The following is a 26,150-nucleotide window of genomic DNA, read 5'->3' on the forward strand; positions in this document are numbered from 1 at the left end:
TGACCGCGACGACCGGAAAACCCGGATGGAGAGGCGGCAACCTTGGAAATGGCCAGCGATATCGTCTACAAGGTTCTTGACCGGATTTCCGGCGCCGGCCTGCTGGCGACCGGACTTCTGTTGCTGACTGCTTTGGTCAGCGCCCTGGTCGCCTACTGGCGCACGGTCGAGAAAAAGAGCTGGAAAGAGTTCTTCGAGTTCGCAGTCCCGCATGAGGTCATCACGCATCCCTCGGCGAAAGCCGACCTTTTGTTCTGGGTGACGCGGAAGGCGCTGATGCCATTCCTCATGCTGCCCGCCGGCGTCGTCTTCGTCAGCGCCGTCGGCTATGCGACGAACTGGTTGCTCTCCACGCTGCTGGCAATCCAGCCGCCCCTGATCAAAGGACCGGCAGGGCCGGTGACGGTGACGATCTTCACCATCACCATGCTGCTTGCCTACGACATTTCGTACTATCTCTATCACGTCGCCCAGCACCGCTACCCGGTGCTCTGGGAACTGCACAAGGTCCACCATTCGGCCGAGGTGATGGTCGGCATCACCAAGGATCGCGTCCACCCGCTCGACGAATTGATGAACCGGGCCTGGGACGGCGTCATTCCCGGCATCTGCTTCGGGATCTGGTCGCTGGTGTCGCTGAACCTCGTCGAGCTGACGGTCTTCGGCGTCAACGTCTACATCATACGCAACATCCTGATGATGGATTTCGTCAGGCACACGCATTTCAAGATCTCGTTTGGACCATTGAACAATCTGATCCTGTGTCCGCACTGGCATCAATTGCACCACAGCACCGACCCGCGCCACTACGACAAGAACTTCGGGCTGCTCTTCTCGTTTTGGGATCGGCTCTTCGGAACGCTATGCGTTCCCAGACCCGACGAGGACTTCAAGTTCGGTTTGATCGAACGCAACGTGCGCGACTACCAGTCGCTCGCAGGCCTCTATGTTCTGCCGCTGAAGCGGATGTGGCGGCAGATCGCCAGACATTTCCGCACCGACAAGCCCGAGCCACAGCAATCGCCGCAAGGGGGCAAGCCATGAACGGACCCGCCGTGTTCCGGATGCCGCGAACGCACCGGATCGAAATTGCGACGTCGTCAGCGCGACTGGCAGAAATCGCGCCCGCCTGGGCAGCGCTCTGGCAACGCGCCGGCGGCCTCGTTTTCCAGCATCCCGACTGGATCTCGGCCTGGTGGCACACCACACCGCATCAGGACCGCCGCGGTCTCAGGATCGGCATGGTCTGGAGCGGCGAGCGCCTCGAGGCCGTCATTGCGCTCGCGACCTTCTGGCGCTCGGGCATCCGTATGCTGGAGTGGGCGGCGAAAGATCACTGCGACTATGGCGATGTCCTGCTTGCTCCCGATGCCGAGCCACAGATCCTGCCGCAACTCTGGCAACATATCCTCGACGATGGCGGCTTCGATCTTGCCTACCTCAATCGTCTGTTGCCCGATGCCCGATTCCGGACCCTGCTCGGTCCCGCCGCCCCAGGCCAAGACAATATCTTGCAGCCAAGCCACCGCAGCGAGGTCAGCTATCGAGTTTCCGGCGCCGGGCAACGCGGCGCACAATGGTTTGAAAGCCAGTCGAAAAAAACCCGGCAAAACTATCGCCGTGGCTACAAATTCATGGAGGAAGGCGGCGCGCTGCGTTTCCGCCTGATGGACGCGCACGAAGCCCGCGAGCCGGTGCTGGAGCGCGTCGCGGCACTGAAGCGGGTATGGCTTGCAAAACACGGCCGCGTTTCGGACCTCTTCGACGAAGGTTCCCCCGCGCTGGCGGCACTCATATCCGTTCTGGCCAAGCTTGGATTGCTGCGCATCTTCGTGCTCGAACGCGAAGACGAGATCATCGCCATATCGATCAATTTCGAGCAGCATGGAACGATGATGGCTTTCGTCACCACCTATGATCCGGCCTTCGAACGGGCCTCGCCAGGCATGGTCTTGATGATGGATTACATCCAGTGGTCGTTTGACCGGGGCTTGACCACGATCGATTTTCTCTGCGGCGGCGAGGATTTCAAGCGCCGCTTTGCGACGCATTCGGTGACCTTGTCGTCGGTGGTGGGTGGACGAAACCTGCGCGGACGCCTAGCCGCCCTGGCAGACCGCGCCCGCCACGCGGCGCAATCCTGGCGCCCCGAGAAACCGGCGCAGCAAGCGGAGTTGGTTGCGGCGGAGTAGCATTGCCAGCGCCTTCTTAGATCACCCGCACAGCGGCAAGCACATTGAAACGATCGGGCAATCCCGATCAAGGCTTGCTGCTCTCCAGCTCAGAATACGCTTCGCGGAACCGGACGCTCGACGGCTGGAGACAACCCATCCTCACGCCCTCCTGAAGCTTGCTCGCGTGCAGGCTCGATGGCAACCGCAGGCGCGGAAACAGGGGCCGGCAGAACCACCAGTTGCGGCACCTGCTTGAATGAAAAGCCGCCGCGGATGTCGCCCATCTTGCCAGCGATGATGCCCATCGCCGCCTTTTCGAGGCTGCGATCATAGCGCGTTTCGGCTGTGGCCGGCGCGACGATGACGGCGCAAAGCGCTGCACCGCACAGAAGCGTTTTCATTGTTGTTGTCTCCCTGCCTGATCACGATCTAGCAGGGCGCCATTGAAAAACGGCCAACAGACACGGTAAGCAAAGCGCCAAACGTCAGCGTAAACAACGCGTTAAGATCGTTGGCCGGCAAACCGATTCAAGTCATTGAGACTTTGATTCAGGCGCGCTGGGCGTGGACTGTGTGCCCGAGTGCCACGAACACGGTGCGCACGATGCCGGCAGCATCGAGCCCGGCATCGGCATACATCTTTTCCGGCTTGGCGTGGTCGGTGAACGCGTCGGGCAGTACCAGCGGGCGCACCTTCAGGCCGCTTTCCAGTAGGCCTTCATGGGCGAGGAACTGCAGCACGTGGCTGGCGAAGCCGCCGACTGCGCCCTCCTCCACCGTCACCAGCACCTCATGCGAGCGGGCCAGCCGCCGGATCAGATCCTCGTCGAGCGGCTTGGCGAAACGGGCGTCGGCGACCGTCGTGGACAGCCCGGCAGCCCCTAGCTCCTCCGCGGCGATCAGGCAATCCTGCAGCCGCGTGCCGAAGGACAGCAATGCAACCTTGGTGCCCTCCTTGACGACGCGGCCCTTGCCGATTTCGAGAACCGAGCCGCGCTCCGGCATGTCGACGCCGACGCCGTTGCCGCGCGGATAGCGGAAGGCGATCGGGCCGTCATCATAGCTTGCCGCGGTGCGCACCATGTGGCGCAGCTCCGCCTCGTCGGCGGCGGCCATGACGACGAAACCCGGCAGTGTCGCCAGGAAGGTGGTGTCGAAGGCGCCGCAATGGGTGGCGCCATCGGCGCCGACGAAGCCGGCCCGGTCAATGGGAAAGCGCACCGGCAATTTCTGGATGGCGACGTCGTGGACGACCTGGTCGTAGGCGCGCTGCAGGAAGGTGGAATAGATGGCCGCGAACGGCTTGTAGCCTTCGGTGGCAAGGCCGGCGGCGAAGGTCACCGCGTGCTGTTCGGCGATGCCGACATCGAAGGTGCGCGACGGGAACGCTTCACCGAACAAATCGAGGCCGGTACCGCTCGGCATGGCTGCGGTGACGGCGACGATACGGTCGTCCTCGCGGCCCTCCTGGACCAGGCTTTCGGCGAACACCTTGGTGTAGGCCGGTGCGTTGGCTGGCGCCTTGGCCTGCGCGCCGGTGATGACGTCGAACTTGTTGACGCCGTGATATTTGTCGGCAGCGGCTTCGGCCGGCGCATAGCCCTTGCCCTTCTGGGTGACGACATGGATGAGCACCGGGCCTTCGCCATTGTCGCGGACGTTTTTCAGGACCGGGATCAGATGCTCCAGATTGTGGCCGTCGATCGGGCCGATGTGATAGAAGCCGAGTTCCTCGAACAGCGTGCCGCCGGTGACGTAGCCGCGTGCATGCTCGACTGCCCTTGTGATCGCACGATCCGCGCGCTTGCCGAGATAGGACGTCAGTTTCTTGCCGAAATCGCGCAGGCCGATATAGGCCTTGCCGGAGGCCAGCCGCGCCAGATAGGCGCTCATCGCGCCGGTCGGCGGCGCGATCGACATGTCGTTGTCGTTGAGAATGACGATCAGCCGTGCATCGAGCGCGCCGGCATTGTTCATCGCCTCATAGGCCATGCCGGCAGACATGGCGCCGTCGCCGATGACGGCAATGACGTTGTTGCGGCCGCCGGAGAGATCGCGGGCGGCGGCCATGCCGAGGCCGGCCGATATCGACGTCGAGGAGTGGGCGGCGCCAAAGGGATCGTACTCGCTCTCGGCGCGGCGGGTGAAGCCGGACAGACCGCCTTCCTGGCGCAGCGTGCGGATACGGTCGCGGCGGCCGGTCAGGATCTTGTGCGGATAGGCCTGGTGGCCGACATCCCAGATCAGCCTGTCATCGGGGGTGTTGAAGACATAGTGCAGCGCCACTGTCAGCTCGACCACGCCAAGCCCGGCGCCCAGATGACCACCCGTGCGGGACACGGCGTCGACCAGCTCGGCGCGAAGCTCGGACGCCAATTGCGGCAGTTCACTTTCGGCAAGCGTGCGCAGGTCCGCCGGGATGCGGACCTTGTCGAGAAGCGGCGTATGCGGCGTTGCGTTCACGGTGCTCGGGCTTTCGGTTGATGGGCGAATAGGCCGCCGGCCGGCGAAAGTAAATGCGTGTCAGTGACGCGGATCAGGCCCTAATCTTTTGTCTATGCATTTCGTTCTGCCACTTTTGGGTGACAGGCATCAGCTTTCCGGCAGTGGGATGAACTCTTCCTCGTCTCCGGGAACGATGTCGAAGCGGCCCGTCTTCCATTCCTCTTTCGCCTGTTCGATGCGCTCCTTGGACGACGAGACGAAATTCCACCAGATGTAACGCTTCGAACCAAGAGAGGCGCCGCCGAACAGCATGAAATGCGCCCCGGTCTGCGACGACACGACGATCTCGTCACCGGGACGGAACACTAGCAGCCGTTCGGCTGGGAACACATCGCCCGAAATCGAGACTTCGCCCTCCAGCGTGTAAATGGCGCGTTCTTCCGCATCGGCAGGGATTTTCACGCTGGCGCCGGGCGCCAGGCGCAGGTCGGCGTAGAGCGTCTCCGTGTCGGCCCTGACCGGCGACCGCAATCCTTGGAAATCGCCGATGATGAGGCGCCCGTTGACGCCTTCGGCTTCGATCTCGGGAAGCCGAAGCGCTGCGGTATTCTCGAAAACCGGTGCCACCTCTTCCTTGTCGTCCGGCAGAGCCAACCATGTCTGCAGGCCGGATACCGACATCGGCGCGCCACGCAGTTCCTCCGGCGTACGCTCCGAATGGACGATGCCGCGGCCGGCGGTCATCAAATTCACGTCGCCGGGCTGAATGACCATTTCGGTGCCGAGTGAATCGCGGTGCCGGATCTTGCCGTCGAACAGATAGGTGACCGTCGACAGGCCGATATGCGGATGCGGACGGACATCCAGTGCCTGACCGGCGCGCAGGACCGCGGGACCCATGCGGTCGAAGAAGATGAACGGCCCCACCAGCCGCCTTTTTGCCGTCGGCAGGGCACGGCGCACCTGAAAACCACCGATGTCCTTGGCGTTCGGGATGACCATCAATTCGATCTGATCGCTGGCGAAGGCATCGCCTGCCTCAGGGTCTTTCCCGGGGAAGAAGCTCATGGACTCTCCTTGTCGGTGGTCGAAGGCCGCCTGGCCGCATCAGGCAAAGCGGATCGCCGCCTTTGCCCGCAGCTTGGCCGCCACCTCTTCGCGATTGCGCGGATGCTGGTGGGTTTCGAGCGATTCGAGCAGCTCGTGCGCCGAGGCGGCGATGGCTTCGACGGCATGGTCGAAGGCGTGCTGGTTCTGCTTCGAGGGTCGCGTGGTTCCGCTCAGCTTGCGGACGAACTGAAGAGCCGCGTCGCGCACCTCGTCATGGGTTGCCGGCGGATCAAAATTGAACAGGGTCTTGACGTTTCTGCACATCGCTTCCGTATCTCCTCTTGTCCTTGAGCTGTTTCAATCGGAACGAGTTATATCCTCGATCATGATCATGTCCAAAAACCGGTGAGGCGAGGCCATCGTTCGGACCGAGCCTCAATCCGCGTCGAGTGGCTCCGTTCCAACCGGCTTGCCGTCGCGCGACAGCCTGATCTTCTCGACCTTGTCCTCGGCGGCCTTCAGCAGCCGGTCGCAATGCGCCTTCAGCGCCTCGCCGCGCTCATAGATCCTGATCGACTGGTCGAGTGGTACGTCGCCACGCTCCAGATCATCGACGATCTTCTCCAGCGCATCGAGTGCCTGCTCGAAGCTCATCGCCTTGACGTCTTCGTTGGTCTCATCGGCCATCATTCATCCTTTCATCAGTCGCCCGACATGGGCGGCGACCGAAAATGCCAATCCCTGCAGATCGTAGCCGCCCTCGAGCAGGCTGACGAGCCGGTTGCCGCTGTGGCGTGCCGCGCGCTGCATCAGCTGGCCGGTCGCCCAGTCGAAATCATCCTCGGTCAGATTGATCTCGGCCAGCGGATCGCGGTGGTGCGCGTCGAACCCCGCCGAAATGATAATCAGGTCGGGCGCGAAATTGTCGAGCGCGGGCAGGACGCGCGACAGGAAGGCATCGCGAAACACTTCGCTGCCGGTCTGCGGCGCCAGCGGTGCGTTGACGATGTTGCCGGCGCCCGTTTCGGTCTTCGCTCCGGTGCCGGGATAAAGCGGCATCTGGTGTGTCGAGCAATAGAGCACCGACGGATCGTCCCAGAAAATATCCTGCGTGCCATTGCCGTGATGCACGTCCCAGTCGACGACGGCAACGCGCTCGACACCGTGTTTCTTCTGCGCATAACGCGCCGCGATCGCCGCCGTGTTGAACAGGCAAAAGCCCATCGCCGTGGTCTTTTCGGCATGATGGCCGGGCGGCCGGGCGGCGACGAAGACGTTGTCGGCGCGGCCCGAAAAGACATCATCGACGGCGGCGTTGGCGGCGCCGATCGCGGTGATCGCCGCTTGCCAGCTCTTCGGGCTGGCAGTGGTGTCGGCATCGATGCGGGCAATCCCCTCGTCGGGGATGGCNGCTTGCCAGCTCTTCGGGCTGGCAGTGGTGTCGGCATCGATGCGGGCAATCCCCTCGTCGGGGATGGCGGCGCGCACGCGGGCGACGAAATCGGCGGGATGCGCGTAGAGGATGGTGGCCTCGTCGCCTTCCGGCGCCTGGATACGATCGAGCCCGGCAAAGGCTTCGTCGTCGAGCACGCGCTCGATGGCGCGTAAGCGGTCGGGCCGCTCGGGATGTCCGGGCGGGGTGAGATGCTCGAGGAAGATCGGATGGGTGTAGAGACGGGTGGTCATCGTCCTAATCTAGTGACCCGGATCGACAAAGGCCATGCACGGGCGGCCGATGACTGGGGAAAATCGCGACTGCGTCCATTCGCGTCGCCGCAGGCATTGGCCCCGCGGGCGCTTCGGCGTAAGGTCCCTGGTACTGCCTGGTGCCCGCCGCAAGCGGGAGAATCGGGAACACGGTTGAATTCCGTGGCGTGCCCAACGCTGTGAGGGGGACCGCGCCGGTAAATGCCACTGTCGATGACGGGAAGGCACCGGACGCGGGTTGATCCCGAGCCAGAAGACCGGCCTGGCAGGCATTGTCATCCGCGTGGTCAGGCGGATGGCATCAGAGCGACGTGCGTCTACTTGGACGCACAAAGTACGCTCTGTCAGTTTTGAATCTGCAATCGCAAGGGGACAAGCGATGCCGGAACATGTGACCGCTGCCATTGACGATGGATTTGACCAGAATGCGCGCGATGCGGTCTATCGCGCCATGTTCACGCGGCGCGACGTGCGCAGCCATTTCCTGCCCACCGCGATCGATGACGACGTGCTGGCGCGGCTGCTGCTTGCCGCCCATCACGCGCCGTCGGTCGGCTTCATGCAGCCATGGAATTTCATTGTCATTCGCGACGTCAAACGACGGGCGGAGGTGCGCGACCTGTTCCTGGCCGCGCGCGAGCAGGAACTGCCGGCGATCGAGGCGGAAAAACAGGCGCTGTATCGCAAGCTCAAGCTGGAAGGCATCTGCGAGAGCGCGCTCAACATCTGTATCACCTGCGACCGGCAGCGCTCGAAGGGTTCGCCGCTGGGACGCTGGCACAATCCGGAGATGGATCTCTACAGCACGGTCTGCGCGGTGCAGAATTTCTGGCTGGCCGCGCGTGCCGAGGGCGTTGGCGTCGGCTGGGTGAGCATCATCGATGCTGAGGCGCTGAAGCGGCTGTTGGCCATTCCGGACCACGTAACGCCGATCGCCTATCTCTGCGTCGGCCGTGTTTCCGAGTTCGCTCCCAAACCGGACCTTGAAACGCATGGCTGGGGACGGCGGCTGCCGCTGCCGGAGCTGATCATGAGCGAGACCTTTTCCGGGCAAGGCGAGACACAGCTCAAATCCACCGTGGCGCGCCTCAACACCGTTCCTGCCTCACCAGACATCACCCGCCCAGCGGATCAGGGTGTGGCGCCGGCCGTACCCCAGCGCGAACCGCCGAAGGAGGCCAGCGCCTTGTCCTTGAGCTCTCTGAACTTCGACGACGCCTCGGCCAGCCGGGCGTCCCAGGCGGGATCCGGCACCTGGCCCGCAATGGTCTTGAAATAGACCTGCATCAAGCAGGCGATGGCGAAGGGTTCAATGAACGCCGCCTTGAATGCCCAGGCGAAGACGATGGCGAGCACAAAAGCCCAGCCGGCGAGCTGACCAGGCATCAGGAACAGAATTGCGCCAGCAGGCGCCAGCATCATCAGAAAGATGATGAATGACACGCCCCACATGATGACCGCCAGCCAGACGGCGTTCTTGACCATGACCTTGCCGTTCTGGGCATACAGCACGACGCCTTGGCGCGCAGTCTCGAACGGCGAGGCTGAATTGATGCGGATGTTGTAGCCGAGGATGATCTCGTCCACATAGGTCAGCGACAGGCGGATCACGGTGTTGATGAAGGAGACCAGGCCGCTCAGGCCCGGTATCGGCAGGAAGGCGGCGATACCGCCGAGCAGGCCGGTGATGGCGCGGATGGCACCCTTGACGAGTTGGTCGACGACGAAAAGGGTGTTGGCCTCGGCAAAACGCTGGGTCACGATATCCCTGGCGTAGGCGATCTGGTCCTGACCGCCGGGAATGTCGCGGCCGTCGATCAGATGAACCATGACGGCGATGTGGCCGGCCTTGACGATGTAGAGGATGTATTCGCGGATCCAGTAGACCGCGATCGAGACGATGCCAAACCCGACCACGCCGCCCCACAGGGCAAAGGACATGGGCCCGTCGGGATCAGTGGAGATATGGCCGACGCCATAGCCGACAGAGGCACCGGTGCCGGTCGCCATGATGTAGGCCAGCGTGATGCCGAAATAGACGATCATGCGAAAAACGATGAACGGCCAGGTCCGCATCATGATGGACACCGACCGGCCGATCTCAAAATCCCACATGTGCCCCGAATCTCCGCCTCAGAGATGGTGGAAGAGGATGGACTCAACCCGGCGATTGTCAATTGCCGGCCCTGACGCCAAAGGGCGACGAATTCGGGGTAACGGGTTGGTTCGGAGCCCGCCAGCGCGTTGGCTGACGGAGCATCAAACGAAAAACCCGCCTGTGCGGCGGGTCACTGGCGCAAATCAGCACCATGGATGAATATATACCTTAGCTGAGGGCACGGTGTCAAGAAAAAATTCCTATCGTGAACAGCTGCCGGCACGAAAGCTCCGGTGAGAACTTCAATTCGACTGCGGATCCGGCTTCCTGAGCAGGCCTTCGAGCAGTTGCTTGAACGCCGTCACCACCTTCTTCGACGTCGTTTCGGGGTCGTTCGAATTGGCGATCCGTTGCGCTGCCTGGCTGCTCGCTCCGATGATCAGTCGCGAGGCGGTCTCGGGGTCGAGGCTGGAGACAACGACCCCCTCCTCCTGCAGCGCGGTCAGATGGTCGGTCATTGAAGCGATGCACGCACTGGCATTCGGCCATTGCGCTGGATCCCCCAGCACGGCCGGGCCATCGCGGAACATGATGCGCTGGATTTCCGGCTCCAGCGCCATCTCGATATAGGTCGAGCACTCGTCGACGAAATGTTGCCAGCGGGTCGGTGCTCTCGACGCGACCTCATTGATGCGCGCCGCCATCTCGCCGTCAATCTGGGCTATGACCGCCTGCAACAGCCCCTTCTTGTCGCCGAAATGATGATAGAGCGCACCGCGCGTCAGCCCGGCCGAAGCGGTGAAATCATCCATCGAGGCTTCCGCATAGCCTGTTGTGCCGAAGGCATGACGGGCCGCCGCAATAAGCTTTGCGCGCGTCTCGGCGATCATCTCCTTGCGGGGTTTGTGCATGTGTCCTGGACCTATTCACATACGCTTCGTATGCTAATTGACATACGCGGCGTATGCTCTATCTAATAATCATACGCTCCGTATGTAATTGTCCAATCGTCCTTTGTCGAGGAACCAACCGATGCAAAATCCCTATGCGGAAATCTTTCGTGCCCCCGGCGCCAAGGGCTTTGCGGCCGCCGGCTTCCTAGCGCGCCTGCCGATCGCCATGGCGCCCATCGGCATCGTGGCGATGCTGTCGCAGGCGCGCGGCGAATACTGGCTGGCTGGAGCCGTCTCGGCGACATACGCGCTGGCCAACGCCTTCGTCGCGCCGCAAATATCGAGACTGGTGGACCGCCTGGGCCAGACACGAATCGTCGTGCCCACCACTATCATCGCGGTGCTGGCTTTCGCCGTCCTCATAGCGGCGGCCAACCAGGACTGGCCGGTGTGGACGCTGTTCGTGTCGGCACTCCTGGCCGCCGCCATGCCAAGCATACCTGCGATGGTGCGGGCGCGCTGGACAGAGATTTTCCGAGGACGACCGCAGATGAACACCGCATTCGCCTTCGAGTCCGTGGCCGATGAACTGGTCTATATCGCCGGGGCATCGTTATCGGTCGGCCTGAGTGCCGCCCTATTCCCGGAAGCCGGCGTTCTGGTGAGCACATTATTTCTCGCATTCGGATCAGCGGCCTTCATCCTGCAACGCTCGACCGAGCCCCAGGTGCGGCCGGTCGACCATAACTCAAGCGGCTCGGCGATCCGCCTGCGGCCGGTTCAGATCATCACGCTTGCCCTGATCTTCGTCGGCGCAACCTTCGCGACGACGGAAGTGACCACCGTGGCGATCACCAAGGAGCTTGGCCAACCCGGCGCCGCCAGCCTTGTCATCGGCGTTTATGCGCTGGGATCGTTCGTGCTCGGCATCATCGTCGGCGCGCTCAGCCTGAAGGCGCCGCTGCAACGCCAGCTCGCCATCGCAGTCGCCCTCGTCGCGCTCGGCACGCTGTTGCCGCTCGCCGCCGACACCGTGCCGCTGCTGGCGCTGACCGTGTTCATCAGCGGTGTGGCGATCTCGCCGACCTTCATCACGGCCTTCGGCCTGATCGAGCGGCATGTGCCGGAAGCGATGCTGACCGAAGGCATCACCTGGGTCATGACCGGCATCGGCATCGGCATGGCGCTGGGCTCGTTCGCGGCCGGCGCGGTGGTGGATGCGTTCGGTGCACCGAACGGGTTCTGGGTGTCGGTGGCTTCAGGCACGATCGCGCTGGCCACGGTGCTGCTTGGCCAACGCAGCCTTGCCACGACTGAGTGCGAGATGGACGGATGTGAAGCGGCCGCGATTGCCGCGGAATAATCAGATAGCGCCCGGTTTCGAGCCGGGCGCTAGCTGCCTAGAGGATCTCGGTCTTGGCGATGTGGATGCCAAAACCTTCGAGGCCGACATAGTGGCGTTCGCGCGAGGCGATCAGGTTGATCGAGGAGATGCCGAGATCCTTGAGGATCTGCGCGCCGAGCCCGATCTCGCGCCACTCGTTTTCGCGGCGGCGAGCCTCTTCGTGATCCTCGCGGTCGCCGCTGGCCGGCCGTTTGCGTTCCTGATGCGCAACGCCGACGGAGCCTTCTCTGAGATAGACGATGACGCCGCGCCTGCGCTCACCCATCGCCTTCATGATGGCGTCGAGCCGGTGGCTGGTGCCGAAGACATCGGTCACCACATCCTCGGAATGCAGACGCACCGGGACCTCCTCGCCGTCGCGGATGTCGCCGAAGACTATCGCGACGTGATGCATGGAGTCCCACGGCAGCGTGTAGGTGAAGACCTGTGCCTTGCCGCCGAGCGTGTCGATTTCCGAGCACGCGACGCGTTCGACCAGAGTTTCCTTGCGCTGCCGGTAGGCAATGAGGTCGGCGACCGAAACCTGCTTCAGCCCATGCTCCTGGGCGAAAGCCTGCACCTGCGGGCCGCGCTTGACGGTGCCGTCATCATTGACCAGCTCGGAAATGACGCCGACCGGCGGCAGGCCGGCGAGCTTGCACAGATCGACCGCTGCTTCGGTATGACCGGAGCGCATCAGCACGCCGCCTTCGCGCGCAATCAAAGGGAAGATGTGGCCGGGCCGGACGAAATCCGAGCCGCCGACATTGCCGTTGGCAAGATTGCGAACGGTCAAAGTGCGATCTTCGGCCGAGATGCCCGTGGTGGTGCCATGCTTGAAATCGACGCTGACGGTGAAAGCCGTGGTGTGGGCGGAATCGTTGTCGGCGACCATCGGCGCAAGGTTAAGCCGCTTGGCTTCTTCGCGCGGCATCGGCGTGCAGACGATGCCGGACGTGTGGCGAACGATGAACGCCATTTTTTCGGGCGTGCAGTGGACGGCGGCGACGATCAGGTCGCCCTCGTTCTCGCGCCCGTCATCATCCATGACGACGACGATCTCGCCGCGTTCGAAAGCACGCAGGGCTTCGACGATTTTTTTCTGGTCGTAAGGCATGGGTACTCGCTTCGCTCGCAGGGGAATAAGGGAGTAGGGCAGTACGGGAGTAGGGAAAAGCAAAAAGATTTGGCCGGCCGGACTAAGAGCGCAACATATTGCCCTATTCCCCTATTCCCCTCCCCGTCTGTCCCCGATGCCGCAGATAGTGGTCGGCGATCGCACAGGCAACCATTGCTTCGCCGATCGGCACGGCGCGGATGCCGACGCATGGATCGTGGCGGCCCTTGGTCATGATCTCGACGTCCTTGCCGTCCTTGTCGATCGACTTTCGCGGCGTCAGGATCGACGAGGTCGGCTTGACGGCGAAACGGGCGACGATCGCCTGGCCGGTCGAGATGCCGCCGAGGATGCCGCCGGCATTGTTGGACAGGAACACCGGCTTGCCGTCATTGCCGATGCGCATCTCGTCGGCATTCTGTTCACCGGTGATGCGGGCGGCCTCGAAGCCGTTGCCGATCTCGACGCCCTTGACGGCGTTGATCGACATCAAGCCGGAGGCGATGTCTTGGTCAAGCTTGGCATAGATCGGCGCGCCGAGGCCTGGCGGAACGCCGTCGGCGACGATTTCGATCACCGCACCGACCGAGGAGCCCGCCTTGCGGATGCCGTCGAGATATCTGGTGAAGACAGGAACGGACGCCGGATCGGGGGTGAAGAACGGATTTTCGGCATCGCCGATGAAATTCCAGTTCCAGTTGGCGCGGTCGATGGATTTTTCGCCCATCGACACCAGCGCGCCGCGCACCACCACGCCCGGAACCACCTTGCGCGCCAAGGCACCGGCCGCCACCCTGGCTGCCGTCTCGCGGGCCGAGGAGCGGCCGCCGCCGCGATAATCGCGCACGCCGTATTTCACGTCATAAGTGTAGTCGGCATGGCCCGGCCGGTATTGGCGGGCGATCTCGCCATAATCCTTTGAACGCTGGTCGACATTCTCGATCAGCATCGACACCGGCGTGCCGGTGGTGATCATCGTCTCGCCGTCCTCGTCGAAAATGAAGCCAGACAGCACCTTCACTTCATCTGGTTCGCGACGCTGCGTCACGAAACGTGATTGCCCCGGCCGGCGCTTGTCGAGTTCGACCTGGATATCGTCGCGCGTAAAGCGGATGCCAGGCGGGCAGCCGTCGACCACGCAGCCGAGGGCGGCGCCATGGCTTTCCCCCCAGGTGGTGACGCGGAAAAGGTGGCCGAACGTGTTGTGAGACATGGAAAGTGCCCTGCCCGGCAGCGGAGCCGGCTGAAGCCTGCCTTCTATTGGCGTTTTTCGCAGTGGTCAAACTGTCATCCCAGCCGTTTAAGTTTTGACACATTCGGCTGGTTTCTGCTTTCTTCGATCCGCCGTTGAGTATCCGCCGCCGCCGTGCCGGTGCAATGATAAAGAGGAACGATTATGCGTACCCTGATTGGCGCCGTTGCCGCCACGCTGCTGCTTTCCACCGCCGCTTTCGCCGGCCAGACCGAAGGCCTGATCAAGAAGATCGACAAGGACACGGCGACGCTGACGCTGGATGACGGCAAGTCCTACAAGCTGAACGCCGAGACCGATCTCGACGCGCTGAAGCCGGGCATGGACATCGTCATCGCCTACGATGTAACCAATGGTGAAAACATCGTCACCGACATGGAACTGCCGGACAGCTCTGCCAACTAGAGCTTCCAGTAAAAATCGGGCGGTGGCTCGCCCTCAGAGGTGGGCTTACAGCCATTCCAGGCTCTTGCCTTCAAGCTTGAGCAGACGATCCTGCGGTATCTCCAGGTTCGCCGCCTCGGCCTCGGCAATGCCCAGCACAAAGCGAAACAGGGTCCGCATGACGCCGCCATGAGTCACGCAGATCGACTGGCGGTCGATCGCGTCGAAGCATGGCCTCACCCGTTCGAGCAGCATCTGATAGCTCTCGGCGCCTTCGCCGGGGGGCTGAAAGTTCCACTTGTCCAGAGCCCGCGTCATGCTCGCTCCGGGATACCGTGTCTCGAGTTCGGGAAAGGTAAATCCCTGCCAGTCGCCGAAATTGACCTCGACGAGGCGCGGATCGGTTCGATAGGCACCCGGATCGAGCTTCATCGCAGCGCGAATACGCTGCATCGTTTCGCGCGTCCGTTTCATCGGACTGGCGAGGAAATCGAATTCCCAGGGATTTGGGACCAACGCGGCTAGCCGAAGCCCGTTTCCGGTCGCCTGCTCGCGGCCAAGAGCGTTGAGATCGGTGTCGGCCTGCCCCTGAAGCCGCATTTCGGCGTTCCACGCGGTCTGGCCGTGGCGCGCGATATAAACCAGCGGGTACATCAGGTCTTCCGGTGCGGGATCGGGACGGACGACGGTTGGCCGGGTGTTAGTCCTTGACCGTCGAAATATCAGGCGCGTCGACCGCCTTCATGCCGACGACGTGGTAGCCCGAATCGACGTGATGCACTTCACCGGTGACGCCGCGCGACAGGTCGGACAGGAAATAGACGCCGGAATCGCCGACTTCCTCCTGCGTCACCGTCTGCTTCAGCGGCGAATTGTACTCGTTCCACTTCAGGATGTAGCGGAAATCGCCGATGCCAGAGGCCGCAAGCGTCTTGATCGGGCCGGCCGAAATGGCGTTGACGCGGATCTTCTTGGCGCCGAGGTCGACCGCCAGGTAGCGCACGCTGGCCTCGAGCGCCGCCTTGGCGACACCCATGACGTTGTAGTGCGGCATGACCTTTTCGGCACCGTAGTAGGTCAGCGTCAGCAACGAGCCGCCATTGGTCATCAGCGCCTCGGCGCGCTTCGCAATGGTGGTGAAGGAATAGACCGAAATGTCCATGGTGCGCAGGAAATTGTCGCGCGTCGTCTCGACATAACGGCCGGTCAGCTCGTCCTTGTCGGAGAAGGCGATGGCATGGACGAGGAAATCAAGCTTGCCCCAATGTTTGGCGACATTGGCGAAAACCTCGTCCAGGCTCGCCGGATCGGTGACGTCGCAATGGCCGGCGACAAAGGCACCCAGTTCCGCCGCCAGTGGCTCGACGCGCTTCTTGAACGCCTCGCCCTGATAGGTCAGCGCGATCTCGGCGCCATGGTCGACGCACGACTTGGCGATGCCATAGGCAATCGACCTGTTGTTGGCGACGCCAAGAATGAGGCCGCGCTTGCCGGCCATTAGGCCCTGTCCACCCGCCATGTCAGCGCTCTCCGCAAGATTTCAGCTTTGTGGGTTGCCCTATCGCACAGGCACAGAGCCCCTTCAAGCGCTCAAACCGGACAGTTCAGGGACAAAAGCCGCCGATCAGCCTTTTTGGCTGCGCAACAGCGCTTCGAGCGCGCTATCACCGCCTTCCGGCAGCATGATACGCACGTGGGCATAGAGATCGCCGTGACCGCCGGCCTTTTCCGGCAGGCCCCTGCCCTTCAGCCGCAGGACCTTGTCGGAGCTCGACCAGGCAGGAATGTTGACCGCAAGCCTGCCGGTCGGCGTCTCGACCGGCACCTTGGCGCCGAGCACCGCATCCGCCAGCGCCACCGGCAGATCGGCGTGCAGGTCGCGGCCCTCGATGCGGTAGCGTGGATGGCGGCGCAGATGGATCTTGACCAGCGCGTCGCCTGGCTGGCCCGGCCCCTGCTCGCCTTGGCCTTTGAGGCGGATGGTCTGGCCATCCTCGACATAGGCCGGCAGCTTGACCGCCACCTTGCGGCCGTCGGGGAACATCGCCGTCACCTTTTCGGCGGTCGCCGCTTCCTCGATGGTGACGTCGAGCGTCACGTTCAGATCGGCTGCTGTCGCCTGCTGGCGGCGATCGCCCGTTCCGGGACCGCGCGCGCCCGAAAAAGTGTCGCCAAAAATCTGGCTGAAGATGTCGCTGTTGCCGTCGAACGGATCGCCACCCGGTCGGCCAGAGCGGAATTCGAACCGCGAACCGCCCGGACCTTGCTGCCGGCGGAAGCCGCCGAAGGGATCGCCGCCACCGGCAGCGCCCTCAAAGCCTTGGAATCGCGGCTTGCCGTCGGCGTCGATTTCGCCGCGATCGAAAGCGGCGCGATTCTTTTCGTCGCCGACGATCTCATAGGCCTGGTTGGCCGCGGCAAAACGGTCCTTCGCCTTGGGATCATTCGGGTTCTGATCCGGATGATGCTTCTTGGCGAGTTTCCGGTACGCCGACTTTATGTCCTTGGCCGATGCGTTCCTGGCAACGCCCAGCACCTCATAGGGGTCGCGCATGCTTACTGCCCTGGAGTAGAGTTGAGTCTCTGGTTGCCTCCTATATGCGCTCGCATAGGAAGAAATTCCAGTGCTGGAGCAGCATATCAGACGCGGAAAATCAGAGTGCCTTGAAGTCCTGCATGCGCCAGCCACCGGCGCTGGCCAGGCACAGTTCGCCTTCGAACATGGCAACGCCGTCAAAGCTTTCGCGCGAGGCCTTGAAGCGGCGGCAGGTCTGGCCGTTGTCCTTCAATTCCGCCAGATCGGTGATGGAACCGCGCGAGCCGGTATCGGCATTGGCCCATGGGACGGCCTGCCCGCCGAGCTGCTCAATGTCGGCCGAGGAGACTGCATTGCCGATCGTCGTCTGGTCGGAGTCGCGATCCAAATTGGCCGGCGCGGCCGAGGCCGACGTGCTGCTGGTCAGAATCGAGCGGTCGACTTCGGCTTTTTCCAGGCTGAAGCCGCCGGCGCCACACGCGGCAAGCGGCAAGGCGACCGCCACGATCGCGGCTTTCGCGCTGGCCGAAGCGATAACGCTCCATTGCCTGCTGTCAAAAGCTTGCGCGATACGCGACAATCGGCAGCCTCCCCCTTGCTTCGTTAAGAATCTTGGTTTTGTAAGAATCTTGGCTTCGTGACAATTTGAGAAAAACTATGAGTGACACTGAGTTAACAAGCGGTGACTTTACCGAGGCTGCCGAGCCGTTTCGCCTCTTTGCCGCATGGCTGGACGACGCAACGAAAAGCGAGCCGAACGACCCCAACGGCGTGGCTCTGGCGACCGTCGATGCCGACGGCATGCCGGATGTGCGTATGGTGTTGCTCAAGGGATTCGATGAAGGCGGGTTTGTCTTCTACACGAATTTCGAGAGCGCCAAGGGCCAGGAGATTCTTGGCAGCATGAAGGCGGCGATGTGTTTCCATTGGAAGTCGCTGCGCCGCCAGGTGCGCATTCGCGGACCGGTGGAGATCGTCAGCGACGCCGAAGCCGACGCCTATTACGCGACGCGGCCGCGCGGCAGCCGCATCGGCGCCTGGGCCTCGAAACAGTCGCGACCGCTGGAAAGCCGCTTTGCGCTGGAAAAGGCGGTGGCAGAATACACGGCACGCTACCCGGTCGGCGAGATCCCGCGGCCAAAGCACTGGTCCGGCTTCCGAATCGTGCCCAGCACCATTGAGTTCTGGCACGACAGGCCGTTCCGGCTGCACGACCGGCTCGTTTTTACGCGCAGTGCGAAGGACGGCTGGGACAAGACACGGCTTTATCCCTGAGGCTCAGGCCTTCTTTCTCGTCATGAACGCGGTGAGCGCAGCGCGGGCCTCATCGGACTTCAGCCGCTCGCGAAAATGCTCGCTTTCCTCGCCGATGCGGGCGACGAGGTCGTCTCGCGAGCCACGCATCAGGTCGCGCGCGATCTTCAGCGCCTGCGGCGGCTTGGCCGCGATCTGCCCGGCCGCCGCCAGCACCGAGGCCTCCAGCGCTGCTTCCTCGACCACCTCGTAGATCAGGCCGGCGGCCTTCGCCCGTTCAGCCGAAAAGCCTTCGCCGAGGCCGAGCAGCGCGAAGGCACCCTGCTGCCCGAGGATGCGCGGTGCCAGCAGGCTCGATCCCGCCTCAGGCACCAGGCCAAGGTCGACGAAAGGCGTCCTGAACACGGTGCGTGGCGTGGCGAAGGTCAGGTCGCAATGCAAATTGAGCGTGGTGCCGATGCCGACCGCGATGCCATCGACGCCGGAGACCATGGGTTTTTCGACCTTGGCCAGGGCCATCAGGAAATCCCAGACTTCGGTGCCGCCGTCGCCGCCGGTGGCGACGACCATGAAGTCGGCAAGGTCGTTGCCGGAGGAGAAAGCGCCGGGCACGCCGAGAAAGACGTGGGCGCGGATCGCCGGGTCGGCGTCGCCTTCGGCCAGGGTTTTTGACATTTTCGCATACATGGCGCGCGTCAGCGCATTCTTTTTGTCCGGCCGGTTCATGCGGATAATCTGGATGGCGCCCTGGCGCTCGACGAGGATATGGTCTGTCACGGTGTTTTCCTTGTGAAACGTCAGGCGGAGACGAGCGTCTTGCCGGCAGCGGCGAGGCTTTCGGCGCCATCGATGACGCGCGCCCTCAAGGCGCTGACCTCGCCGAGCAGGTTTTCGGCAAAGAAACGGCAAAGCGCTATGCGGTTGTGATCGGCAAGAGCACCGCGCGCCAGATAGGCGCCGCCGGCGGCAAGCGAGATCAGCCTGAGATAGGGCGTGGCGCCTGCCAGCGCCTCTTCCGACCGGCCATCGGCCGTCAGTTTTTGCAGGAAGCGGGTCGCTTCGCTGAGATCGCCAAGTGCCGCGTCGAGAGCGTCGGCGGTGCGGCCGAAACCCTGCATGTTCGAGGTCCGCACCGCTGCGGCCATACCAGCCAGTTCGGCGATGTAACCATGCACATGGTCGCCACCGCCGAGCGGCAGCTTGCGCATCACCAGATCGATCGCCTGGATACCGTTGGTGCCCTCGTAGATCGGCGCGATGCGCGCGTCACGATAGAAGGCGGCCGCTCCCGTCTCCTCGATGAAACCCATGCCGCCATGAACCTGGAGGCCGAGTGAGGCAACTTCGACGCCGATATCGGTCGAGAACGCCTTTGCCAGGGGCGTCAGCAGATTGGCACGGTCGCGCCAGTGTGCCGCCTCGTCACCGGCGGAGACTCGGGCCATGTCGATGGCGTGGGCACAGGAATAGCTGATGGCGCGTGCGGTTTGGGTCAGCGCCTTCATGGTCAGCAGGTTACGCTGGACATCGGGGTGATGGACGATAGGCGCCATACCCGTGCCAGTGTAGCTCGTGGCCTTGCCCTGCCGGCGCTCATTGGCATAGGCGATCGCCTTCTGTGTTGCGGCTTCCGCGACCGCTACCCCCTGCATGCCGACACAAAGCCGCGCATTGTTCATCATGGTGAACATGCAGGCTAGCCCCTTGTTCTCCTCGCCGATCAGCCAGCCGACGGCGCCGGGTTCGGCACCTTCGAAGCCGTCGCCATAGATCATGGTGCAGGTCGGTGAGGCATGGATGCNATGGATGCCGAGTTTATGCTCAAGTCCGGAACAGAAGACGTCGTTGCGCGCGCCAAGCGCGCCATCGTCGCCGACCAGGAATTTCGGCACCAGGAACAACGATATGCCGCGCGTGCCGGCCGGCGCGTCGGGCAGCCGCGCCAGCACCAGATGGATGATGTTGTCGGTGAAATCGTGCTCGCCATAGGTGATGAAGATTTTTTGGCCGAAGATGCGGTAGCTGCCGTCACCCGCCGGCTCGGCGCGGGCGCGCAAGGCGGCGAGGTCCGAACCGGCTTGCGGCTCGGTCAGGTTCATCGTGCCCATCCAGTCGCCGGAGACGAGCTTTTCGAGATATTTGGCCTTGAGGTCGTCGGAGGCGTGTTTGTCGAGCGCCTCGACCGCGCCCATGGTCAGCGTCGGGCCGATGCCGAAGGCCATGGCGGCGGAGTTCCACATTTCGAGCGCGGCCACGCCGAGCATGGTCGGCAGCGCCTGGCCGCCATATTCCGCAGGCCCGGAGAGCGCGTTCCAGCCGCCATCGATCCAGCGGCGATAGAGTTCCTTCCAGCCGGGCGGCGTGGTGACGGCGGCGCCCTTCAGCACCGCACCCTGCCGATCGCCGATCGTGTAGAGCGGTGCGACCTCTTCGGTGGCGAAACGGCCGGCCTCACCCAGAACGGCATCGACCAGATCCTCGCCGAGATCGCCGAAGGTGCCGGCATCGAGCGCCGATTTCATGCCGGCCACGTGCTTGAGCGTGAAGGCGATATCCTCGACCGGTGCCCTATACATGCCGCTCACTCCTCCTGATGCATCGGCCCGCCCAACCCTAGAGCCGGTGCCGCTGCAAAACCACCCGCCGTATCAGCGGTCTCCCACCTTTCCTCAAAAACGGCAACTAAGGCCCGCGATGCCGGGACTACCAAAACATCGCCGCCCTCGCTAATGGCTCGCCCCTACACTTTCCCCACAGCGCGTCAGCTCGAGCCGGGCGAATGATCGGCGCCTGCCTGATCTCCCCGCGCTACGTCACACAGCGTCAGCACATGGGATCGAGTCGATAGTCGCGACACGAGATCGCTCCAAGGACAAACACGCGCCCATCGCGCTATTGTTCGGCGTTCGCGATGCCCATGCCCGAATGCTTCCTGACGTCGGGCGTGTGGCTCGATCCGACGGCGCCGTTGGCGGGCCGTGCCGCCGTTTCGTGGCGCGAGATCGGTGGCCATGGCGGAGCATCCGCGCCGTACTTGGAGGCGATGCGCCATGATCTGCATCACTGCCTTTATCAATGAGCCGAACGTCCAAGCCATGCGATGAACACAGCGAGAACATGGCTCGCGATCAGGGGGGACTACTTGTGGGTGATCCAATCCAACAAAACTTCGATCTGCTCGCACCGACATGCATTGAAAGCGCCAGAACCTATAAGACTAGCCCTATTTACGATAGCAATTGCTGGTTTCGATCAATGTTGCTTCGCGCACCGCAAAACCTTAAAGACCGATGCGGCAAGGGCTTGTATCGGTTCCTATGATTCGAAAGGGAGTACGGCTCTTATTCCATGGCGCCGTTATCTCGGCGGATAGGTGAGATCGTGACAAAGTCAAAATGGACTGCAACGCGATCATGAGCCCAAAATCTGGCAATGAAATTCGCTCGATATGCATTGTCCAAACAAAATTCCTGGGTGATGTCACGCTGACATCTGCTTTGGTCCGCAATCTACGCCTCGCCTATCCCGACGCTTCGATAACAATGATATGCGCGCCTGGCCTTAAGCAATTCATTGTCGCGCAACAGATTGCCGACGTGGCGGTTGGCTTTGAAACCGGGGGCAGAGGAAGGACTCCGCTTAAGCGATTGACCGACTATTATGCCCTTATTTCTGCTCTGCGGCGTCAAAAATTCGATCTCAGCATCGATCTTACCGATACAAAAACCTCACGGATCATGCACCGTTTGACCGGCGCCCCACTTCGGGTTGGCTTCGATCCTCCCGAGCGTCCGTTTAAGTTCTGGGAAATTCAGATGGCAAACGTCCTCGCGCCGCCGTTCGGCCATGGTGGCTCCCATTATCTCTACAGATACCTGTCTCCATTGGGCGCCCTCGGGTTAGCGATTCAAAACCCAACCCCTCGGCTGCAGCCCACCAAGATTGCCCAAGAGGAGTGTGCCAGGCTTCTTTTCGAAAACGCCTTGGCGAAGAAATCATACGTGGCTGTGCATGCGGGCGCGAGGTCCGAGGGGCGTCGTTGGCCGCCGCAACATTTTGCCGCCGTCATTGATGAGATCTACGCCAAAACCGGGCTGCGGTCTCTGATCATCGGTGGGCCTGACGAAAGGCCCGTTGCGCAAAGCATAATTGAAGCGGCAACATCGCCGGTGGCCACTGTCGTCGGAAAGGCCTCGCTTGAAGTCCTTGTCGCGTTGTTGACAGAAGCGGCAATTTTCCTTGGCAATGACAGCGGCCCGATGCACGTTGCAGCCTCTGTTGAAACTCCGGCGGTGGGATTGTTCGGTCTGCAGTCTCCTGATCTATGGGGCCCGTTTGGTATCCCCAACAAAACGCTCCGGCCGCCCATGCCTTGTCCATGTATCGCTCCAGGTGTTTGTAAAGAATACAACCCCGGTGGGGTCTATTGTGTTCAGCGGCTTCAGGTTGCTGAAGTCGCAGAAGCGACACTCGATTTCATTGAGACAAGCGGCTCTCGACCGACCCAACTACGATGCGCGTAATTACCTAGCATTGATCCGCGACGTCATCGAACTGACGTGCCCCTCGATGCCGTTCGATCACCCACGCGATGCGAGATCGTTTCTTCGGCCGTCTCGTAGCTCACGTCCGTCTCGTCGCCAAGATACTCGTGCAAGCTCGACCTGAACCCATGAACGGTCACGTCGCCGGGCGTCAGATGCAGGATGCCGGTCCTGACAGTGCTTGGCTTCGCGCCTCGCGAGCCGCTAGGAAGATGTACGCCGCATCCCGATACGGAGGCAAGCTGCTCCCGGAGGATGGTCATGGCGCGCACATTTTTTGTAAGCCTCAAATTTGTCACGCGGATTTTGCAATCGGGGCGGCGCGTATTAAGTTCAAGCCATGCCGGATCGACCGGCGTGAGATCAGAACCAGCAACCGGAATCGCCCATGCTTGCCAGACCCGACGCTTACCGCTGCATCGAATGCGGCCTGCCCTATCGAGCGGAGGGGTTCTGTTACCATGGGGGCAGACTGGACCACGGTGCCGCCTACTGGTCGGATCGCGGCATATTGTGCTCCCCGCAATGCTCTCTGGCCCATCACCGCAAACGCGCCGCCGAAGGCACGCTGCGGCAAGAGCCCGCGCCCGATCCGTTTGGATTCTAGCCGCTGATGCGACGCCAGCTTTTCTGAAGCCGGCCTCCCGGAAGCAAATCCTTAACCATGACGGTTCAGGATTTGCCTTTGATCAACGGGGACTCCCTGTTTTGAAAAGGACGGCGTGCCTTCTTCGCCGCACAGCGCTTCTCGCCTTGGCGGCGACGATGGCGCTGTCCATGGCGGCAAAGGCCTCGGATTTTTCCGAGCCGTGGAAGAACGCCGACCGCGCTTTGGTCGTCGATGCCTACGAATACAATTCCATCGATTGGGCCCAGCTCGCCACCGACAAGCGGGTCGTCGGCTTCATCAACAAAGCCTCCGACGGCATGCCGCCGGCCTATTTCTGCTTGGGCAACGACATCGAGGTGAAGCTTTGCAAGGCGCTGTGGAAACGTCATGCGGTGACGCGCGAACTGTTCCAGACGCGCAGGGTGGTGGCCAAGGCACTCGGCCTGAAATGGGGCGCCTATCACCTTGCCCGCCCCGGCAATCCGGTCGAGCAGGCCAACAATTTCCTCGATTTCGCCGGGCCTGCGCCGGACGATCTCATGGCTCTCGACATTGAGGGCAATGATCCCTCGCAATGGATGTCGCTTGACGACGCCGAGGAGTTCGTACGCCAGGTGCATCGCCGCATCGGCCGTTTCCCGGTGCTGTACACCAACGGCAGGACCGCCCAGTACATTGCCGACAACAGCTACCGATACCGGCTCCTGTCGCGGCTGCCGCTCTGGTATGCGCGCTACACCAACGACATCGACGTGCATTTCCCGATGGGCAACTGGCAAGGCTACGCACTTTGGCAGTTTTCGGCGCAAGCCAATTGCGGCCGTTTCCGCTGCCCTTACAGGGTTGCCGGCACGCCTAACGACATAGACGTCAATGTCGCGCCGACAGACGCCGCCACGCTGCGCGCGCAATGGCCGTTCGGTGGGCTTATCGACGTGCCGCCGGACTATCTCGCCTCGATACCGCTTCCGGTCTCACGCGAGGCCGGCCTCGCCGGCAATGTCACCATCACCTTTGCGTCTGTGGCCGCGCCGCCGACTTTCGAGGACATGGTTGCAGCGTTGGGCACACGCTGGTCCCGTTTCCGCGACGGCTTCCGCATGCCAGTCGTGAAGACGGTGCCCCGGAGACCGAGTTTCGGCATTGTCCAATATGTCGCCTGGAAGCGGACCGAGCGGCGTTCGCCCGCACAACTCGACGCTGCCTTTGCCTTGTCCGATCCGCTCAGCACCGCTTCCACCGAACTCGATCGCGGCCAGCGGTGAGCCAACGCGGAACTTCAGGTTCCCTGTTCGCGCGCCACGGCCTGCCAGCCGATATCGCGGCGGCAGAACCCGTCCGGCCAATCGATGCGGTCAAGCGCGGCATAGGCTCGTTTCTGTGCCTCGCCGACCGTGGCGCCTGATGCCGTCACGTTGAGGACGCGGCCGCCATTGGCAACCAGCGCGCCGCCATTGATGGCGGTACCGGCGTGGAATATCTGGACGCCGTCGCTCGCCGCGTCTTCGACGCCGCGGATGACCGAGCCTTTTTCCGGTGTTCCGGGATAGCCTCTCGCCGCCATCACCACGGTCAAGGCCGCCTCGTCGCGCCAGCGCACCGAAGTATGCGCAAGCTGGCCGTCGGTCGCCGCGTTGAGCAGGACCAGCAGATCGTCCTTCAGCCGCATCATCAGCACCTGGCATTCCGGGTCGCCGAAACGGGTGTTGTATTCGATCAGCCTCGGTCCCTTGTCGGTGATCATCAGCCCGGCAAACAGCACGCCGGAGAACGGCGCGCCAAGTTCGGCCATGCCGCGCATGGTCGGCTCGATGATCTCGCGCATGGTGCGCTCGACCAGTTCCGGCGTCATCACCGGGGCCGGCGAATAGGCGCCCATACCGCCTGTGTTGGGGCCAGTGTCGCCATCGCCGACGCGCTTGTGGTCCTGCGCGGTGCCGAAGGGCAGCGCGGTGTTATCGTCGCAGAGGCAGAAGAAGCTCGCCTCCTCGCCGGTCATGAATTCCTCGACCACAACTTCCGCGCCGGCAGCGCCGAAGGAACCATCGAAGCAGGCATCGAGTGCTGCCTGTGCTTCACTGAGCGTCATGGCGACGGTGACGCCCTTGCCGGCAGCGAGCCCGTCGGCCTTGATGACGATCGGCGCTCCGGTCTTTTCGACATATGCCTTGGCCGAGGCCAGATCACTGAAGCGGCCATAGGCGGCAGTCGGGATGTCGTAGCGGGCACAGAGGTCCTTGGTGAATCCCTTCGAACCTTCCAGCTGTGCGGCAGCCTTGGAGGGACCGAAGACGCGGATATTTTCGGCGCGCAGATCGTCGGCAATGCCGGCGACCAGCGGCCCCTCCGGACCGACCACCACGAGGTCGATTTTTTTCTCCCGGCAGAACGCGGCCACGGCGGCGTGGTCGGCTAAATCCAGCTTCACCAGCTCAGCCTCGCTGCCGATGCCCGGGTTGCCGGGAGCCGCATAGAGCTTTGTCAGCAGCGGTGATGCGGCAATCTTCCAGGCGAGCGCATGTTCGCGGCCGCCGGAGCCGAGAAGAAGAACGTTCATGGCCACCTCTTGATGCTGTCCCTAAAAAAGAACCCGCTATTGCTCTCTGCAGGACGGGTCAAGGCATCAGGGTGTTTAGATCGCGATTGCGCACGGGAACGTTATCCCCCGCCGAAAATGGCGGCGGACACCGCCGCCGATTTTC

Annotated in this window: 26 protein-coding genes, 1 pseudogene and 1 riboswitch; of the genes and pseudogenes, 10 read left to right on the forward strand and 17 right to left on the reverse strand. The window is 62.6% G+C overall.

Annotated elements, in window-relative coordinates:
- The first annotated feature begins 48 nt into the window (after positions 1-48).
- Positions 49-1,044 carry a sterol desaturase family protein gene (locus X735_RS164805; protein ID WP_023808618.1) on the forward strand — a complete coding sequence of 332 codons (996 nt, stop codon included), beginning with the start codon at positions 49-51 and terminating at the stop codon, positions 1,042-1,044.
- Between the two features lie 20 nt (positions 1,045-1,064).
- Complete coding sequence (locus tag X735_RS164800; protein ID WP_348625572.1) at positions 1,065-2,192, forward strand: GNAT family N-acetyltransferase; 1,128 nt, start codon at positions 1,065-1,067, stop codon at positions 2,190-2,192.
- An 89-nt stretch (positions 2,193-2,281) separates the two neighbouring features.
- On the opposite strand, the gene X735_RS164795 is transcribed toward X735_RS164800, so the two are convergent.
- From X735_RS164795 to X735_RS164770, 6 genes are all read right to left on the reverse strand, one after another.
- The gene (locus X735_RS164795; RefSeq protein ID WP_023808620.1) at positions 2,282-2,575 is read right to left on the reverse strand and encodes a hypothetical protein; all 294 of its coding nucleotides are present in this window, start codon (positions 2,573-2,575) and stop codon (positions 2,282-2,284) included.
- A 148-nt stretch (positions 2,576-2,723) separates the two neighbouring features.
- Complete coding sequence (dxs, locus tag X735_RS164790; RefSeq protein ID WP_023808621.1) at positions 2,724-4,637, reverse strand: 1-deoxy-D-xylulose-5-phosphate synthase; 1,914 nt, start codon at positions 4,635-4,637, stop codon at positions 2,724-2,726.
- 129 nt (positions 4,638-4,766) lie between these two features.
- Complete coding sequence (locus X735_RS164785; protein ID WP_023808622.1) at positions 4,767-5,687, reverse strand: pirin family protein; 921 nt, start codon at positions 5,685-5,687, stop codon at positions 4,767-4,769.
- A gap of 39 nt (positions 5,688-5,726) precedes the next feature.
- A complete protein-coding gene (locus X735_RS164780) occupies positions 5,727-5,993 on the reverse strand; it encodes a DUF2277 domain-containing protein (RefSeq protein ID WP_023808623.1) in 267 nt (88 codons plus the stop codon).
- A 111-nt stretch (positions 5,994-6,104) separates the two neighbouring features.
- On the reverse strand, positions 6,105-6,356 hold the full coding sequence (locus X735_RS164775; protein WP_023808624.1) for an exodeoxyribonuclease VII small subunit: 252 nt from the start codon (positions 6,354-6,356) through the stop codon (positions 6,105-6,107).
- A gap of 3 nt (positions 6,357-6,359) precedes the next feature.
- On the reverse strand, positions 6,360-7,355 hold the full coding sequence (locus X735_RS164770; RefSeq protein WP_023808625.1) for a histone deacetylase family protein: 996 nt from the start codon (positions 7,353-7,355) through the stop codon (positions 6,360-6,362).
- Between the two features lie 121 nt (positions 7,356-7,476).
- A riboswitch (cobalamin riboswitch) is annotated at positions 7,477-7,657 on the forward strand.
- Positions 7,658-7,755: 98 nt separating this feature from the next.
- Here X735_RS164770 and bluB point away from each other — a divergent pair.
- Positions 7,756-8,385: pseudogene (gene bluB / locus X735_RS1000000169550) on the forward strand (5,6-dimethylbenzimidazole synthase); the annotation flags it as partial.
- Positions 8,386-8,507: 122 nt separating this feature from the next.
- Here the strand turns inward: bluB and X735_RS164765 are convergent.
- A complete protein-coding gene (locus X735_RS164765; protein WP_023808627.1) occupies positions 8,508-9,491 on the reverse strand; it encodes a hypothetical protein in 984 nt (327 codons plus the stop codon).
- 285 nt (positions 9,492-9,776) lie between these two features.
- Positions 9,777-10,385, reverse strand: a complete 609-nt coding sequence (locus tag X735_RS164760; protein WP_023808628.1) for a TetR/AcrR family transcriptional regulator — start codon at positions 10,383-10,385, stop codon at positions 9,777-9,779.
- 121 nt (positions 10,386-10,506) lie between these two features.
- On the opposite strand from X735_RS164760, the gene X735_RS164755 reads away from it, so the two are divergent.
- The gene (locus X735_RS164755; RefSeq protein WP_023808629.1) at positions 10,507-11,730 is read left to right on the forward strand and encodes an MFS transporter; all 1,224 of its coding nucleotides are present in this window, start codon (positions 10,507-10,509) and stop codon (positions 11,728-11,730) included.
- A gap of 37 nt (positions 11,731-11,767) precedes the next feature.
- Here the strand turns inward: X735_RS164755 and ribB are convergent, their stop codons facing one another.
- A complete protein-coding gene (ribB, locus tag X735_RS164750; protein ID WP_023808630.1) occupies positions 11,768-12,868 on the reverse strand; it encodes a 3,4-dihydroxy-2-butanone-4-phosphate synthase in 1,101 nt (366 codons plus the stop codon).
- A gap of 103 nt (positions 12,869-12,971) precedes the next feature.
- Positions 12,972-14,081 carry a chorismate synthase gene (aroC, locus tag X735_RS164745; protein WP_023808631.1) on the reverse strand — a complete coding sequence of 370 codons (1,110 nt, stop codon included), beginning with the start codon at positions 14,079-14,081 and terminating at the stop codon, positions 12,972-12,974.
- Positions 14,082-14,264: 183 nt separating this feature from the next.
- Here aroC and X735_RS164740 point away from each other — a divergent pair, with 183 nt between their 5' ends.
- On the forward strand, positions 14,265-14,525 hold the full coding sequence (locus X735_RS164740) for a DUF1344 domain-containing protein (RefSeq protein ID WP_023808632.1): 261 nt from the start codon (positions 14,265-14,267) through the stop codon (positions 14,523-14,525).
- A gap of 45 nt (positions 14,526-14,570) precedes the next feature.
- Here X735_RS164740 and X735_RS164735 read toward each other — a convergent pair whose 3' ends face one another.
- The 4 genes from X735_RS164735 to X735_RS164720 form a co-directional block, all read right to left on the reverse strand.
- The gene (locus X735_RS164735; protein ID WP_023808633.1) at positions 14,571-15,158 is read right to left on the reverse strand and encodes a histidine phosphatase family protein; all 588 of its coding nucleotides are present in this window, start codon (positions 15,156-15,158) and stop codon (positions 14,571-14,573) included.
- Positions 15,159-15,204: 46 nt separating this feature from the next.
- Positions 15,205-16,023 (reverse strand): enoyl-ACP reductase FabI, encoded by an 819-nt coding sequence (gene fabI / locus X735_RS164730; RefSeq protein WP_023808634.1) that lies wholly within the window; start codon positions 16,021-16,023, stop codon positions 15,205-15,207.
- Between the two features lie 105 nt (positions 16,024-16,128).
- Positions 16,129-17,058 carry a J domain-containing protein gene (locus X735_RS164725; RefSeq protein ID WP_023808635.1) on the reverse strand — a complete coding sequence of 310 codons (930 nt, stop codon included), beginning with the start codon at positions 17,056-17,058 and terminating at the stop codon, positions 16,129-16,131.
- A gap of 100 nt (positions 17,059-17,158) precedes the next feature.
- Entirely contained in the window at positions 17,159-17,620 is a 462-nt protein-coding gene (locus X735_RS164720; protein ID WP_023808636.1) for an RT0821/Lpp0805 family surface protein, read from the reverse strand.
- 77 nt (positions 17,621-17,697) lie between these two features.
- Here X735_RS164720 and pdxH point away from each other — a divergent pair, with 77 nt between their 5' ends.
- On the forward strand, positions 17,698-18,315 hold the full coding sequence (gene pdxH / locus X735_RS164715) for a pyridoxamine 5'-phosphate oxidase (protein WP_023808637.1): 618 nt from the start codon (positions 17,698-17,700) through the stop codon (positions 18,313-18,315).
- A 3-nt stretch (positions 18,316-18,318) separates the two neighbouring features.
- On the opposite strand, the gene X735_RS164710 is transcribed toward pdxH, so the two are convergent.
- Both X735_RS164710 and X735_RS164705 read right to left on the reverse strand, forming a co-directional pair.
- Positions 18,319-19,071, reverse strand: a complete 753-nt coding sequence (locus tag X735_RS164710) for a crotonase/enoyl-CoA hydratase family protein (RefSeq protein WP_023808638.1) — start codon at positions 19,069-19,071, stop codon at positions 18,319-18,321.
- 20 nt (positions 19,072-19,091) lie between these two features.
- The gene (locus tag X735_RS164705) at positions 19,092-20,870 is read right to left on the reverse strand and encodes an acyl-CoA dehydrogenase (protein ID WP_023808639.1); all 1,779 of its coding nucleotides are present in this window, start codon (positions 20,868-20,870) and stop codon (positions 19,092-19,094) included.
- A gap of 335 nt (positions 20,871-21,205) precedes the next feature.
- Between X735_RS164705 and X735_RS1000000168530 the strand changes: the two genes are divergently transcribed.
- The 4 genes from X735_RS1000000168530 (at position 21,206) to X735_RS164690 (ending at position 24,713) form a co-directional block, all read left to right on the forward strand.
- Positions 21,206-21,373, forward strand: coding sequence for a hypothetical protein (locus X735_RS1000000168530; protein WP_023808640.1), 168 nt, complete (start codon positions 21,206-21,208; stop codon positions 21,371-21,373).
- A gap of 334 nt (positions 21,374-21,707) precedes the next feature.
- Positions 21,708-22,817 carry a glycosyltransferase family 9 protein gene (locus X735_RS164700; protein ID WP_023808641.1) on the forward strand — a complete coding sequence of 370 codons (1,110 nt, stop codon included), beginning with the start codon at positions 21,708-21,710 and terminating at the stop codon, positions 22,815-22,817.
- 409 nt (positions 22,818-23,226) lie between these two features.
- Positions 23,227-23,445, forward strand: a complete 219-nt coding sequence (locus X735_RS1000000169555) for a hypothetical protein (RefSeq protein ID WP_081734729.1) — start codon at positions 23,227-23,229, stop codon at positions 23,443-23,445.
- A gap of 158 nt (positions 23,446-23,603) precedes the next feature.
- Positions 23,604-24,713, forward strand: coding sequence for a glycoside hydrolase family 25 protein (locus X735_RS164690; protein WP_032908676.1), 1,110 nt, complete (start codon positions 23,604-23,606; stop codon positions 24,711-24,713).
- Positions 24,714-24,727: 14 nt separating this feature from the next.
- Here the strand turns inward: X735_RS164690 and purD are convergent, their stop codons facing one another.
- Complete coding sequence (gene purD / locus X735_RS164685; protein ID WP_023808644.1) at positions 24,728-26,005, reverse strand: phosphoribosylamine--glycine ligase; 1,278 nt, start codon at positions 26,003-26,005, stop codon at positions 24,728-24,730.
- Between the last annotated feature and the right edge of the window lie 145 nt (positions 26,006-26,150).

It is taken from the genome of Mesorhizobium sp. L2C084A000 (genome assembly GCF_000502875.1).
GTDB lineage: Bacteria > Pseudomonadota > Alphaproteobacteria > Rhizobiales > Rhizobiaceae > Mesorhizobium.

Coding starts and splice junctions, on each gene's coding strand:
- X735_RS164805 (WP_023808618.1), top strand. CDS start 49: ATGGCCAGCGATATCGTCTACAAGGTTCTTGACCGGATTTCCGGCGCC.
- X735_RS164800 (WP_348625572.1), top strand. CDS start 1,065: ATGCCGCGAACGCACCGGATCGAAATTGCGACGTCGTCAGCGCGACTG.
- X735_RS164795 (WP_023808620.1), bottom strand. CDS start 2,575: ATGAAAACGCTTCTGTGCGGTGCAGCGCTTTGCGCCGTCATCGTCGCG.
- X735_RS164785 (WP_023808622.1), bottom strand. CDS start 5,687: ATGAGCTTCTTCCCCGGGAAAGACCCTGAGGCAGGCGATGCCTTCGCC.
- X735_RS164780 (WP_023808623.1), bottom strand. CDS start 5,993: ATGTGCAGAAACGTCAAGACCCTGTTCAATTTTGATCCGCCGGCAACC.
- X735_RS164775 (WP_023808624.1), bottom strand. CDS start 6,356: ATGGCCGATGAGACCAACGAAGACGTCAAGGCGATGAGCTTCGAGCAG.
- X735_RS164765 (WP_023808627.1), bottom strand. CDS start 9,491: ATGTGGGATTTTGAGATCGGCCGGTCGGTGTCCATCATGATGCGGACC.
- X735_RS164760 (WP_023808628.1), bottom strand. CDS start 10,385: ATGCACAAACCCCGCAAGGAGATGATCGCCGAGACGCGCGCAAAGCTT.
- X735_RS164755 (WP_023808629.1), top strand. CDS start 10,507: ATGCAAAATCCCTATGCGGAAATCTTTCGTGCCCCCGGCGCCAAGGGC.
- ribB (WP_023808630.1), bottom strand. CDS start 12,868: ATGCCTTACGACCAGAAAAAAATCGTCGAAGCCCTGCGTGCTTTCGAA.
- aroC (WP_023808631.1), bottom strand. CDS start 14,081: ATGTCTCACAACACGTTCGGCCACCTTTTCCGCGTCACCACCTGGGGG.
- X735_RS164740 (WP_023808632.1), top strand. CDS start 14,265: ATGCGTACCCTGATTGGCGCCGTTGCCGCCACGCTGCTGCTTTCCACC.
- X735_RS164735 (WP_023808633.1), bottom strand. CDS start 15,158: ATGTACCCGCTGGTTTATATCGCGCGCCACGGCCAGACCGCGTGGAAC.
- fabI (WP_023808634.1), bottom strand. CDS start 16,023: ATGGCGGGTGGACAGGGCCTAATGGCCGGCAAGCGCGGCCTCATTCTT.
- X735_RS164725 (WP_023808635.1), bottom strand. CDS start 17,058: ATGCGCGACCCCTATGAGGTGCTGGGCGTTGCCAGGAACGCATCGGCC.
- pdxH (WP_023808637.1), top strand. CDS start 17,698: ATGAGTGACACTGAGTTAACAAGCGGTGACTTTACCGAGGCTGCCGAG.
- X735_RS1000000168530 (WP_023808640.1), top strand. CDS start 21,206: ATGCCCATGCCCGAATGCTTCCTGACGTCGGGCGTGTGGCTCGATCCG.
- X735_RS164700 (WP_023808641.1), top strand. CDS start 21,708: ATGAGCCCAAAATCTGGCAATGAAATTCGCTCGATATGCATTGTCCAA.
- X735_RS1000000169555 (WP_081734729.1), top strand. CDS start 23,227: ATGCTTGCCAGACCCGACGCTTACCGCTGCATCGAATGCGGCCTGCCC.
- X735_RS164690 (WP_032908676.1), top strand. CDS start 23,604: ATGGCGCTGTCCATGGCGGCAAAGGCCTCGGATTTTTCCGAGCCGTGG.
- purD (WP_023808644.1), bottom strand. CDS start 26,005: ATGAACGTTCTTCTTCTCGGCTCCGGCGGCCGCGAACATGCGCTCGCC.